The sequence below is a fragment of the Cylindrospermum sp. FACHB-282 genome, from assembly GCF_014697195.1.
GTDB lineage: Bacteria > Cyanobacteriota > Cyanobacteriia > Cyanobacteriales > Nostocaceae > Cylindrospermum.
The window spans coordinates 1-12,237 of sequence record NZ_JACJRJ010000032.1; the positions used below are offsets into that span (position 1 = coordinate 1).

General features: G+C 40.4%; 12 protein-coding genes and 2 pseudogenes. 8 read left to right on the top strand and 6 right to left on the bottom strand.

All coding sequences use genetic code 11. The features are described from left to right. Positions 1–163: 163 nt before the first annotated feature. A complete protein-coding gene (locus H6G32_RS16815) occupies positions 164–421 on the top strand; it encodes a hypothetical protein (RefSeq protein ID WP_190460316.1) in 258 nt (85 codons plus the stop codon). A gap of 41 nt (positions 422–462) precedes the next feature. After that, entirely contained in the window at positions 463–1,359 is an 897-nt protein-coding gene (locus H6G32_RS16820; protein ID WP_190460319.1) for a hypothetical protein, read from the top strand. A 106-nt stretch (positions 1,360–1,465) separates the two neighbouring features. Here the strand turns inward: H6G32_RS16820 and H6G32_RS27125 are convergent, their stop codons facing one another. Further along, positions 1,466–1,597: a hypothetical protein gene (locus tag H6G32_RS27125; protein ID WP_255502436.1), complete on the bottom strand. Its 132-nt coding sequence runs from the start codon at positions 1,595–1,597 to the stop codon at positions 1,466–1,468. Positions 1,598–1,648: 51 nt separating this feature from the next. Next, a complete protein-coding gene (locus H6G32_RS16825) occupies positions 1,649–2,785 on the bottom strand; it encodes a cob(I)yrinic acid a,c-diamide adenosyltransferase (protein ID WP_190460321.1) in 1,137 nt (378 codons plus the stop codon). Positions 2,786–3,129: 344 nt separating this feature from the next. On the opposite strand from H6G32_RS16825, the gene fraC reads away from it, so the two are divergent. The 3 genes from fraC (at position 3,130) to H6G32_RS16840 (ending at position 5,538) form a co-directional block, all read left to right on the top strand. Continuing rightward, positions 3,130–3,669 (top strand): filament integrity protein FraC, encoded by a 540-nt coding sequence (gene fraC / locus H6G32_RS16830; protein ID WP_190460323.1) that lies wholly within the window; start codon positions 3,130–3,132, stop codon positions 3,667–3,669. Between the two features lie 64 nt (positions 3,670–3,733). Further along, positions 3,734–4,741 carry a septal junction protein FraD gene (gene fraD, locus H6G32_RS16835; RefSeq protein WP_190460324.1) on the top strand — a complete coding sequence of 336 codons (1,008 nt, stop codon included), beginning with the start codon at positions 3,734–3,736 and terminating at the stop codon, positions 4,739–4,741. Positions 4,742–4,758: 17 nt separating this feature from the next. Next, positions 4,759–5,538 carry an ABC transporter permease gene (locus tag H6G32_RS16840; RefSeq protein ID WP_190460430.1) on the top strand — a complete coding sequence of 260 codons (780 nt, stop codon included), beginning with the start codon at positions 4,759–4,761 and terminating at the stop codon, positions 5,536–5,538. Here H6G32_RS16840 and H6G32_RS16845 read toward each other — a convergent pair. Next, on the bottom strand, positions 5,535–6,422 hold the full coding sequence (locus tag H6G32_RS16845; RefSeq protein ID WP_190460325.1) for a carbohydrate ABC transporter permease: 888 nt from the start codon (positions 6,420–6,422) through the stop codon (positions 5,535–5,537). The two genes, H6G32_RS16840 and H6G32_RS16845, sit on opposite strands and share 4 nt — an antisense overlap. 129 nt (positions 6,423–6,551) lie before the next feature. On the opposite strand from H6G32_RS16845, the gene purN reads away from it, so the two are divergent. The 3 genes from purN to rdgB all read left to right on the top strand — a co-directional run bounded on the left by purN (position 6,552) and on the right by rdgB (position 9,511). Continuing rightward, the gene (gene purN / locus H6G32_RS16850; protein ID WP_190460327.1) at positions 6,552–7,220 is read left to right on the top strand and encodes a phosphoribosylglycinamide formyltransferase; all 669 of its coding nucleotides are present in this window, start codon (positions 6,552–6,554) and stop codon (positions 7,218–7,220) included. Between the two features lie 85 nt (positions 7,221–7,305). After that, positions 7,306–8,742, top strand: a complete 1,437-nt coding sequence (locus tag H6G32_RS16855) for a phosphoglucomutase/phosphomannomutase family protein (RefSeq protein ID WP_190460328.1) — start codon at positions 7,306–7,308, stop codon at positions 8,740–8,742. Positions 8,743–8,923: 181 nt separating this feature from the next. Next, on the top strand, positions 8,924–9,511 hold the full coding sequence (gene rdgB / locus H6G32_RS16860; RefSeq protein WP_190460330.1) for an RdgB/HAM1 family non-canonical purine NTP pyrophosphatase: 588 nt from the start codon (positions 8,924–8,926) through the stop codon (positions 9,509–9,511). A gap of 196 nt (positions 9,512–9,707) precedes the next feature. On the opposite strand, the gene H6G32_RS16865 is transcribed toward rdgB, so the two are convergent. The 3 genes and pseudogenes from H6G32_RS16865 to H6G32_RS16875 form a co-directional block, all read right to left on the bottom strand. After that, on the bottom strand, positions 9,708–11,375 hold the full coding sequence (locus H6G32_RS16865) for an NB-ARC domain-containing protein (RefSeq protein ID WP_190460331.1): 1,668 nt from the start codon (positions 11,373–11,375) through the stop codon (positions 9,708–9,710). Positions 11,376–11,566: 191 nt separating this feature from the next. Beyond that, positions 11,567–11,728, bottom strand: a pseudogene (locus tag H6G32_RS16870) (IS4 family transposase); the annotation flags it as partial. A 314-nt stretch (positions 11,729–12,042) separates the two neighbouring features. Further along, positions 12,043–12,210, bottom strand: a pseudogene (locus tag H6G32_RS16875) (transposase); the annotation flags it as partial. Between the last annotated feature and the right edge of the window lie 27 nt (positions 12,211–12,237).

The window sequence follows — 12,237 nt, forward strand, 5'->3', positions numbered from 1 at the left end:
AACATTCTCTCATTTAAAATGGATGTTTGAATGGTTTATCCGACACACTACCTTTGATTTTCCCACCCTTCAGATGTACGGAGCTTTTTCAAAAATCAAATATTAGTCCTATAGTAGCGATATTATAACGAAACCTAAAATTGATTCGCTGAAACCAAATCAAATGTATTCCGCAACAGAATCTTTAAAAAAAGAATGGGAAAAGCAGAATCAAAAGGAAGATTGGCTGCTATTGCTTACCAACCTACCGCAAGTTATAAGTAATCTCTATCAAAAATATAAATCAGCAGAAGCGCTGGATCATGGACTTTATCGTCACGGAATATGTCATGGGTTGCAAACAGATTTTGGTGTCGATAAAAACTCTTTGCGTCTAATTCTAATCATTGATAGAATCATTTTCTTTATGGAAGATAATTGAAAATTATAACTTCATAACCAACAACCTAATAACACTATAACATGACCAGATTTATACATGATCAATTTGCCAAAGACTATTTAGAAGAACTCTTATCACCTTACGGTGAAATTCAAGCACCGCGCCGAGTTGCTGGAGAAATGCGCCAGATAGATGTCTGGTTTGTTCCTAACCAACCCCCCGATATTACCAAACTTGGGTTATTAGCAAAACTCACCCAAAACACTGCCATCATTGAACCTTACCGCAACCCTGCCAAATCTGGCGAAATTTGCGACTGTCTGCTCAAACTCTTAGAAGTGCGTGGGGAATATCAACGAGAAGCGAACCGCAACAACCGCAACCTGGAAGAGTCCAACTTACCCAAACTGTGGATACTTACCCCCACCGCATCCTCTAACATTCTCGACGGTTTCGGTGCTACCTTAAAGGCAGACTGGCATCAAGGAATTTACTTTTTACCAGAAAAACTGAGAACATCTGTAGTTGTGATTCATCAACTACCCCGCACCTCAGAAACCCTCTGGTTAAGAGTTTTAGGCAGGGGAAAAGTTCAAGAACAAGCAATTGACGAACTAGAAGCGCTTTCTCCAGATGACCCCTTGCGGCTCATCACTTTAGAATTATTTTATCAACTGCAAGAGAACTTAAACATTAACCAACCAATAGAAGCAGAAGATCGGGAGTTAATTATGCGCTTGCGACCACTTTATCAAGAAAAACTCGCCCAAGCAGAACAGCGAGGTATTCAGCAAGGTATTCAACAAGAAGCACGTCGCGTTATTGAAAGTTTACTCCGTAACCGATTTGGTGAATTAGATGCAGAAGTTACTGCCATTGTTGAACCATTATTAGCATTACCACCAGAAGAATTTACTCGCCTACTATTGCAACTTTCCCGTGAGGAATTAATTGCCAGATTTCAACCACTAAATTAAGGAAAGGGGAAGTGAAAAGAAGGCTTTTTTTGCTGATTGCTCACCCAGAAAACCTGGGTGAGTTCAATTATGTCTGATTAGTGAAGATCCCCATAATCCCCAATTTCTAATTCTTAGGCCCTTTCTTGGTGTTGAATTTGGTGCTGAATACAGTAGTGAACATCATCAGCATCCCACCAATCACAATAGCGATCGCCAGTCCCCCAGTAATCAAGTCCAGTATATTGCTGTTTTCCATAATCAATAGCCAAAAGTCCACAGTCTCTAGTCTAATGACCAATGACTAAATTTAGAAATCTACCCCCCGTTTAGGTTCTACCCCTTGATTAGCATAGTGTTTGTGGCAATAAACCTCAGAGTGAATGCTAGCTAAATCAAAGTATGCTGGTTGATTTTGGCAGCGACCGGTGATAATAATTTCCGTGTCGCGGGATTTGCGGAGTAAAGCTTGGACAATGGGTTCTACAGGGAGTAATTCCAAATCCACCGTGGGGTTAAGTTCATCCAGGATAATGGTTTTATAGATCCCAGAAGCGATCGCAGTTTTGGCGATTTCCCAACCCCTCTCCGCTTCCACATAGTCTAATTCTTGGCGAGAATTGCGCCAGACGATCGCATCTCGACCACAGCGTTGATGATCCACCACTTCTGGATAAGACTGCTGCAAAGCGGCGATCGCTGCATCTTCAGTATAACCAGTGCCACCTTTAAGCCATTGCATAATCAACACGCGGGTAGAACCAGGATGATTGATTCCCCTACCGATGGCTTGTAATGCCTTACCCAAAGCGCTAGTAGACTTACCTTTACCAGCACCAGTATAAATTTCGATCCCCTCAATTAACAGTGCTTTAGCTGTCGGGTGGTGCTGGGGTTTCATTTCTGAATGTAAATCCGCAATATCCAGCAACTTTTGCGGTGCGGCCCGTCCGGTAGCGATAATTTCCAACTCCTGGGGTTTAGATTTTAACGTCTGCACCACCTCATTAACTGAGAGCAAACCCAAATCCAAGACAGGGTTAATTTCATCTAAAACAACAACCGAATACAAACCAGAGGCGATCGCACCTTTAGCTACATCCCAACCCCGTGACGCTTCAGTTTGGTCAAAGGGGGTAATTTCATCGCTGCCAAAAAATTCTGCTCTACCCGTGCGAACCTGATCGATTAAATGGGGAAAACCACGCTGTAAAGCTGCGATCGCCCCATCTTCATCATAATCACGTTCTGGCCCCTTTAAAAACCGCAGTAGTAAAACGCGGTTAGAATTGCTCGGTGCATTTATTCCCAAGCCAATCGAGCGCAAAACCACCCCTAAGGCCGCTTGGGACTTACCTTTCCCCGCGCCATCATAGACGTGAATTTGACCAGTGAGCCGTTCAGGACGCACTTGCGCCGTGCGAATACCGATACCGTTCCTTGTCATTTCTCGAAAAGCTTTAACGTGGCAGTCTCTTATCTTACAGAACTTCGCTCTCAGGGTGAAACCCTGACCAATAGCACCAGCAAATTCTCATTGTTTCGTCTCTGTGCCTCTGTATCAAGTTCAGATGGATGTATTAAAAAAATAAATAGGAGTATACTGGCATACCAAGATAGTAAACGACAAGAACAATGCGATAATTGCCCCCATCACACCAAATTGGGATAGCTTGTATTGTTTCCAACAGAGAAAACAGCCTAGGCTAGAGCGTTCCCAAATCAAAAATTGGTACCATTCGTACCATATCAGTTACACTCTCAGCAGTAAACCCTTACCATTAACCATTTATGCCTGAAGATTTGTCAATTCCCAGACTTTTACCCATTGGCACAATTTTATTTCACCTTTTATTTTTACTGGTCGCCATTCCCATAGAAGCCTATGTTCTCCATCACTGGCTAAAATTTGACAAAAAGACTAGTACTTTTTATGCCATTTCGATTAATCTTTTTTCCAGCGTCATTGGTTGGATTATGTTTTTTATGGTCGAGCCAATACTGCCAATTCAGGCGAAATCAGAATTAATTAGTTATGTTTTTTTCAACCAGTTTAAATCACCTAATATACATACCTTCGTGATTTTTACAGCTTTTATCATATTCTTCACTACTTTTTTGTTAAAATTCTTGTTGCTAAAAGTTCTTTTAATTTCATTAAATGAATTAGGCATAAAAAAAGTAGAAGAATCAGAAACATCTCAGCGGCAGAGAGGGCGTCGTCTTGGCATATTAAAATTGCAAAATGCAAATTTAATTACTACCACATTAATAGCAAATTCCCTGAGTTATACCGCAATTGCCTTAGTTATATTAATTCGAGGTAGGTAGCATTTACTTAATTGAGCGGGTTAGGAAAAAATGATTAATAGCGTAATAAATTAGAGGCAAAAATATGGATTCATTGTTTAAAGATATATTTGGCATCTTCAAATTTATTGAAGATATCTTCTCAGGAATTCAAAAGCTCTTGATGCCACCCAAGCCTTTTTCCTGGCAGACATTAATTTATTTGAGTGTTTTTTCTTGGATCCTCTCTTATTTTGCTACAGATTATGTAAAAGATATAATTGCACTTTGTGGTTGGTTGTTTTTAATGGCTGGGACAGCTTGGTATACCACTGACGACCCTTTAAGGGTTCCTGGTACTTTTATGCCAGTAGGTGCAGTGATAACTGGATTTTTAGTTAGTGTATTTGCATTTGGACATCAGGAGAATATCATTACATCAAGAACAATCGTTCTCTGGCCGACAATTTCCGCACTAATTACAGCAATACCAGACTTTTTTGAAGGAACTGGCACAGAATCTAAAGCTCAAATTCCTAAGCTGCCAGACCGCCAAAAAATTATAATTTTAGTTGCTAGTTGTATGCTAATTAGTTGCTGGATTCAGTTTTACTTTGTTATGGATAATTGGCTCAAAGAATATCCTACTTTGCTAGCAGATAAGTTTCAGAGCCGTACCTTTGTGACGCGAATAGATAACCAAGTTAAAATTCCGCCAAATGGCGTAGTGCTGCTAAATAAACTGCAACCATTAGTTGAAGAACAAATTGTAGCTAGACCTTGGTCAGAAGTAGAGAGATGGCTATTAGATGCAAACCAGCAGGTAGGGAATCTGGGTAATAGAGTCATCGAAAAAAACCTGGTGAAATTTGGTGAAAAGCAACTATGGCGTGTTGAACCACGTGTAGTCAATATTAAGTCTGGTTATCAATTAGATATCCTCAGTATTTGGACAGGGCCAAGTTTCAATCAACGGGGATTTTATCTAAAAAAATCCTGTCGGATTACCCCAGTTTCAGCCTCCAATAAACCAGATAATAAAGGCGCTGTTGCAGAAATTGTCTGCGATCGCCTAAATAAATTTATTGCTGGAACACCCCCAGCGCGGCAGTAAATCACTATTAACCAATGATGAACTTCGGCAGAATTTTCGTGATGGCAAAGAATGTGTTTCAGGAAGTGATCCGCGATCGCATCCTGTACATTATCGGTTTTTATGTGTTTCTATTCGCCCTTGCCAGCCGCATCATTCCTGAATTTGCAGCCACAGCCAAAGAAAAAATGTTATTAGACTTTGGCCTGGCAGCGATGAATGCAAGCGGCTTAATAGTGACAATATTTGTGGGTACAGGACTGGTTAACAAAGAAATTGACAAACGCACTATTTTGGTGCTCATGGCTAAACCCATCAGCCGCAGTGAATTTATCATCAGTAAATACTTGGGGTTATCAGCGGTGCTGGCGGTATTAGTCGCCGCAATGACAGCAATTTATTTTGTCTTTTTGCAATTTAGCCAGATTCCTTACCAAACGACTAGTATTCTCATTGCTGTAATTTTCTTATTTTTGCAGTTATCCTTAATTACTGCTGTGGCTATTACCTTAAGTGTATTTACTTCTTCCCTATTGGCGACCGCCTTAACATTTGCTGTGTATTTAATGGGGAATATTACTCCAGATTTAGTACAGCTGGGCCGTCTAAGCCGTAACTCTGGTATGGAAAAACTCACTCAAGGGTTATATCTCATATTGCCAGATTTATCTCGATTAGATTTGAAAAATGATGCCGTTTATGGATTACAAGCCTTACCTGACCCAATGGCATTAATTATCAATGCTGGTTATGGGTTGCTGTACAGTGTTATGTTGTTAGCGATCGCCATTCTTATTTTCTCCCAGCGAGAATTTTAATCCTTGCCCCAAGCTTGTAACTGCACATAGACTAATACCAAAGTCACTGCTAACAGCACCGTCGCAGCAGCCGCTGCATAACCAAAATCAAATTGGGCAAAAGCCTCTTGATAAATGTAGTAAACCAGCAAATTTGTAGAATTCAATGGGCCACCACTGGTCATTACATAAACTTGCTCAAAACTCCGCAAAGTAAAAATAGAAGTGGTGACGACCACAAATATGACAGTAGATGCCAAGCCCGGCAAGGTAATATACCAAAATTGCTGCCATACATTTGCTCCATCTAGTTCCGCAGCTTCATAACGACTGGAGGGAATTGCTTGCAGCCCCGCCAAGAACACCACCATATTAAAACCTAGTTGCTTCCAAATACTCAATAAAATTATGACTGGCATTGCCCAACTCGTATCACCCAGCCAGGATATTGGTGGAACGCTAAACAAATTTAAAAATGCATTCACCGGGCCAGTGGTTTGAAACAGCCAGCGAAATCCCAAACCAGCTGCTACCAAGGAGACAATTGAAGGCAGAAAGTAGGCACTCCGCAGGACGCCCCGCAAGGCTAGGGAGCGATTTAATAGCACCGCTAACCCCAAGGGGATAACTAAACTGGGAAGGACAGTGGCAAGGGTAAAATAAATGGTGTTAACCACAACTTGCCAGAAATCGCCATTGAGTAGCAAGCGCCAGTAATTTTTAAAGCCTACCCAATAAATACCTGTAGAGGTGAAACTACCAGCAGTGAAACTGAGGTAAAACAAATAGGCAATTGGCCAAATGATAAATACACCTAGCAAAATCAGTGCTGGTGTGAGAAAAACCCAGGCGGCAACTGTATCATTATCCAGCAGATGTAAACGAGAAAAGCGGGATGTTTTCATAAAAAATCTTCGTTACTGAATGTCGGTGTAGAGTTATTTTTGTTAAAACCTTGATTGTGGATGGTCTTGAATTGGGATAGGCTAGTTTCAAAACGCTCAAACATTTAAACTTTAAAATTCCAAATTGGTATGAGTCAGAATTCCACAATAGATGTTGCCTCTGTTAGTCTAATTTCTCCCATCATCTCTAGCCAAAAATTTACACCAAGCGCCCCCTTGAAATTGGGAATTATGGCTTCTGGGAATGGTAGCAATTTTGAGGCAGTTGCCCAAGCTATCCAAGACGGGCAGCTAAACGCCTCCATTCAAGTTTTAATCTACAATAATCCTGAGGCTAAGGCAGCGGTACGGGCAGCAAATTGGGGTGTAGAAACAGTTTTATTGAATCACCGTGACTACAAAAGCCGGGAAGATTTTGACCGACAAATTGTGCAGAAATTGCGGCAATATGATGTGGAATTTGTGGTGATGGCTGGCTGGATGCGTCTGGTGACACAAGTATTAATTGATGCTTTTCCTGAGCAGATGATTAATATCCATCCCAGCTTGTTACCTAGTTTCAAGGGTATTCATGCTGTAGAACAAGCTTTGGCATCTGGGGTGAAAATTACTGGCTGTACTGTGCATCTACTTTGTTTAGAGGTAGACAGTGGGCCAATTTTGATCCAGGCAGCAGTGCCAGTACTCCCAGACGACACACCAGAAACACTCCATGCCAGAATTCAAGTTCAGGAACATCGGACTTTACCACAGGCGATCGCATTAGCAGCTGCAAGACATTCCCTAACTTTGGTATAAATACCACCTGAGAAATACACCTTTTTTTTACATCCTACACTGTATAAATGCTAGAATCCTCCAGATAGACAAATAGGATACCTCCATGCCAGTTGTAGCTAACTCAATCAAGTTCGGTACAGACGGCTGGCGGGGCGTAATAGGTGAAGAGTTCACCTTTGAACGCCTGGCCTTGGTCGCGCCAGTTGCCGCACAGGTGTTATATAATACATATTTTTCGACGGTGGGTAGCCGGACAATAATTGTCGGTTACGATCGCCGATTTATGGCAGAAGAATTTGCCCGTGTTGTCGTCGATGCTGTCACCGCAGTCGGTTTTGACGTGCTGCTGAGTGAAACCTTTGCCCCAACTCCAGCTTTTAGCTGGGCAGCAAAAGAACTCAACGCTTTAGGGGCACTGGTAATTACAGCTAGTCATAATCCTGGATCATATTTAGGTTTAAAAGTCAAAGGTGCTTTTGGTGGATCAGTGCCGCCCGAAGTTACCAAAGAGATTGAAGGGCTGTTATCGGTGGGAGTTTCACCAGCAGCCACCCCAGGCAAAGAAGAGAAGTTTGACCCCTGGCCGAGTTATACAGGAGCACTAAAAGGTAAAGTCGATATTGTTAAAATTCAAAATGCGATCGCTTCTGGCAAACTAACAATCTTTGCTGATGTGATGCACGGCGCGGCTGCCGGCGGACTAGAGAAACTACTAGGTGTTGGAGTAAAAGAAATCAACAGTAACCGTGACCCCCTATTTGGTGGCGGTGCGCCGGAACCCTTGCCGAAATACCTTTCAAGTCTATTTACATTCATCAAGAATCACCGGGAAATAGATAACTCAGGTTTAGCGGTGGGGTTGGTATTTGATGGAGATTGCGATCGCATCGCCGCAGTGGATGGAGAAGCAAACTTCTTGAGTTCCCAAATATTAATCCCAATCTTAATTGACCACTTAACCCTACGGCGCAGCTTTAGCGGAGAAATTGTCAAAACAGTTAGTGGTTCTGACTTGATACCCCTTGTGGCCAAACTCCATAACCTGTCAGTGTTTGAAACAGCAGTTGGTTACAAATACATTGCCGATAGAATGTTAGTCGCAGATGTGTTGCTAGGTGGTGAAGAGTCGGGAGGAATTGGTTATGGTAGCCATATACCCGAACGGGATGCCCTGCTGTCGGCATTGTATGTGTTAGAGGCGGTAGTTGAATCTGGGCTAGATTTAGGTGATTATTATCGCTACTTGCAAAAACAAGTTAATTTCACCTCAGCTTACGATCGCATCGATTTACCCCTAGCAAGTATGTCTGTGAGAGAGCGGTTATTGCAACAACTGCAAACCCAACCTTTAACGGAAATTGCCGGGAAAGCTGTGATTGGCTGTCAAACAATTGACGGTTATAAATACCGCCTAGCTGATAATAGTTGGTTAATGATTCGCTTTAGTGGTACTGAACCAGTGTTACGCCTCTACTGCGAAGCCCCCACAATGGAACAAGTGCATCAAACTCTCGCTTGGGCGAAAACCTGGGCAGAATAAAATGATTTGACCTCTTGCAAAAGTCAATTTTACGAACATTAAACCACAGATAAACCACGAGATTTACACAGATTAATACAGATTAAATTTAAGTGTGTTGATGTGGATGTATCAATAAATTGGGATTTTTGCAAGCGGTCTATTGATTACTCAACGACCAATCACCAATCACCAATCGCCAATGACTAAATTACTCGTAGTCGCTACAGGAAATCCCGGTAAATTGCGGGAAATGCAAGCTTACCTTGCTGATTCTGGTTGGGAATTAACCCTCAAACCAGAAGAATTAGACGTTGAAGAAACAGGTGAAACTTTTGCGGCTAATGCCTGTCTTAAAGCCTCAGAAATTGCCAAAGCTACAGGAAATTGGGCGATTGCTGATGATTCTGGTTTGCAAGTAGACGCCCTGAATGGTGCACCAGGGGTATATTCTGCGCGATATGGCAATACCGACTCAGAACGCATCGCTAGACTATTGAGAGAATTGGGTGATGGGGTGAATCGTCAAGCGCAGTTTGCCTGTGCAATTGCGATCGCTAGTCCTGATGGTGCGATCGCTTTACAATCTGAAGGTGTATGTCGTGGCGAAATTTTGACTGCAAGCCTTGGTGATGGCGGTTTCGGCTATGATCCTATTTTTTACGTTCCAGAGAAGCAATTAACTTTTGCCCAAATGACACCGGAAGAGAAAAAATCAATTAGTCATCGGGGTAAAGCATTGAAAGCTTTAATTCCCCAGTTGGTAAAAGCGTTGAGTTCTGAATCTTGAGTTATATTTAGGCTGAAACAACAGGTTTTTTAATTCCTTTTTTTACGTACCATAGAAACAAATGACATTCTCATAATTAATAATATCAAAGATGTTACTAATATTTGTAACTTTACCCCTATTTGACACTTGACAAAAGGAATATTACTAGTCACCCGGAGGGCCAGAAAAAAATATTGATTCTTAGATAGTAACTTTATTTACGCTGGATCGCACTAGCATTAGTATCTAATTTGAGTTCTAAAAGTAAGTGATGAAGATTGCTGCTAGCATATCCAACAGCTAGTAAAGTTTTCCCTTGTAGGAGGGAGAGGATTTTGGTTAGTTGAGCCTCAATCAGTGATTCATCTTGAAAAATTTTGCATAGCCGATTTTTGATTGGTTTCAACAGTACTTGGACTTGTATTTCCTTGATTTTTTGATCTGTTTGTTTATTATTAGCTAAATTCAGAGTTCTTAAAAGTTCCATTTTATCAATCTTTTGAGTCTTGCAAACCTCTTGAATCTCTTGGCAAATACGCTCAACGATTTTATTGATAACGTATTGACAAAGGACAGGCTGCTGGAGCGATAACATAACTTCTTCTTCCACAACAATTCTGTCAATGAGCGATCGCCGCAACAGTGACCTCAGAGCCTCGATAAATTCTGCTTGATTTATGGGTACTAAGATATCAGAACGTAATTGAGATAAGGAAATCGGTTGACAGGCGATCGCTAACCAACAAATGATTTCTTGTTCCATAGCTGATATGCACTCAAATTGCTCATCTAGAATATCATTCAGCTCACCAAACACAATGGTTTCCTGTCTTAGAAAAGCACTAACTTTACCACCAAACAGTTCTTGAATAGTGCTAGCAACAATTTTTAATGCTAAGGGATTACCTCTATAAAGTTGAATCAAATCTTTCCATTTATCTGTATCTAACAAATTATTCTCTTTCAATATTCCCTCTGCTTGTGAGCCTAAATCCCTGAGATATAAAGAGCGAACCGGATAAATAGCTCCTTCCATGAGAGCTATTTCTTTTGGTTTCTCACGAGCTATTAGCATCAAACAACTTTGATGAGATTCCTGTGCCAATCGTCTTAAGAACTGGGTATAACCTTGATATCCTTCTCGATTATCTCCTCCCAGGCTATTTTGAAGAATTGACGATCCTGTATCCAGAACAATCAGACATCGGTGTTGGCGTAAGTGACCTATGAGATTGGAGATTTTACTATCTAAGTTTTGTATCGAATCATTTTGTGATGGCAGCGAGAAAATTTGTTTCAGGTCAGCCAAGAGGTTGTTAACTGTTATCGCACTCCGCAGATATCGCCAAACAACAAACTCGAACTGATCGCGTACCTGTTGAATGCAGCGTATAGATAGAGTTGTTTTACCAATTCCCCCTACACCTGCAACGGCAATTATTCGGCAGCGATCGCCAACTAACCATTGCTCTAATGTAGTAAGTTCTTGAGTGCGGCCATAGAAGATGTTAATATCTGGTAATTCACTGGCATTTTGGTATATGTCTCTACTAGGACTGGCTTGTCTTCTATCTATATCTACTGCTAATGAAGAGACGGTTGAGACTTTCTCTAGTTGACTTTGCCATCTTCTCTCAACGACAAAGCGAAAATTCGTTTTACTTATATCTTCTTCTAATATTTCTGATAATAATTTCCACAGTCTGGGAGCAGCGGCTTGTTTAATATAATTCAAACTATATTTACAAGTATCTTGCATCTGTTCGTAAGTTTTCGCTTCCCAAGCTCCTTTGAGTACAACTATCTCCACATCTCTTAAATGGCGACCTACTTTAGCAAAAACTACACTATCTATATCTTTGAGTACTAATTCTAAATTCATCAGTTCCTCCAAAATAGGGTTTAGCATAACACATTACAAAATAATGTACTTGTGTTTAATTCTGTATTAATTTTATTATCTTATGATTTTATCAAATAACATTAACATAGTTAACATAAAAATCAGAAATGTTCAACTTCGATACAAAAATTTACATATTTAAAAAAGTAAGCCTAAAAAGAGTAGCCTACTCAACAAACAATTATTTCCTCAAACCAATGAACATAACTGATTTGTTGGCACATACATGCTTGGAAATAGCTGAATTTATCTAATATTTGATCACCTCATTGTTTGGGAATAGATACAAGTTGTAAAATCAGATAAGCAATGAGACTGGCATAAAAAAGAATGACATAACTGCATTTACCCTCTGCCTTGACAGGTGTTTTAGGACTTCCCCTGAAAAGTCAGCTATTTTCGGCAATATTTTAAGTAGTTTTGTTTATTGAAAAGCAGCACCTACCAAACTACAAGGGTTTCAAGAACATAACTAAGATTTATTTGATCCTTAAACCAAGCTTAATATTAAAAAATAAATACTTAGGATAACATACTTTAATTAATGTAAGTTAACCCAAAAAATTGAAAAAATGTTTTCTAACAGTTGGTTATTGAAATCTGCTCTTGATAAATAGATTAACAAAATATGGTTCTACTACTCCCTTTATGCAAAATTAATACTAAAGTGCCAGTTTAAGAGACTTCGTAACCTAAAATTGCTAAAGTTACGAAAACCGTAGCCTAATCGTTTTATTAGCTTCAATTTGTTATTAATTCCTTCTACCATCCCGCTGGTTGTTTTGTGATCAAAGATGTTATGTATACTACGGCAAATATACGCTTAAGTAGTGTAATCAGA

Bases quoted from the DNA above. Each gene is read 5' to 3' on its own strand.
- H6G32_RS16865 (WP_190460331.1), bottom strand. From the start codon at position 11,375: ATGAATTTAGAATTAGTACTCAAAGATATAGATAGTGTAGTTTTTGCT.
- H6G32_RS16825 (WP_190460321.1), bottom strand. From the start codon at position 2,785: ATGACAAGGAACGGTATCGGTATTCGCACGGCGCAAGTGCGTCCTGAA.
- H6G32_RS16845 (WP_190460325.1), bottom strand. From the start codon at position 6,422: ATGAAAACATCCCGCTTTTCTCGTTTACATCTGCTGGATAATGATACA.
- H6G32_RS27125 (WP_255502436.1), bottom strand. From the start codon at position 1,597: ATGGAAAACAGCAATATACTGGACTTGATTACTGGGGGACTGGCGATC.
- H6G32_RS16840 (WP_190460430.1), top strand. From the start codon at position 4,759: ATGAACTTCGGCAGAATTTTCGTGATGGCAAAGAATGTGTTTCAGGAA.
- purN (WP_190460327.1), top strand. From the start codon at position 6,552: ATGAGTCAGAATTCCACAATAGATGTTGCCTCTGTTAGTCTAATTTCT.
- fraC (WP_190460323.1), top strand. From the start codon at position 3,130: ATGCCTGAAGATTTGTCAATTCCCAGACTTTTACCCATTGGCACAATT.
- H6G32_RS16815 (WP_190460316.1), top strand. From the start codon at position 164: ATGTATTCCGCAACAGAATCTTTAAAAAAAGAATGGGAAAAGCAGAAT.
- H6G32_RS16855 (WP_190460328.1), top strand. From the start codon at position 7,306: ATGCCAGTTGTAGCTAACTCAATCAAGTTCGGTACAGACGGCTGGCGG.
- rdgB (WP_190460330.1), top strand. From the start codon at position 8,924: ATGACTAAATTACTCGTAGTCGCTACAGGAAATCCCGGTAAATTGCGG.
- fraD (WP_190460324.1), top strand. From the start codon at position 3,734: ATGGATTCATTGTTTAAAGATATATTTGGCATCTTCAAATTTATTGAA.
- H6G32_RS16820 (WP_190460319.1), top strand. From the start codon at position 463: ATGACCAGATTTATACATGATCAATTTGCCAAAGACTATTTAGAAGAA.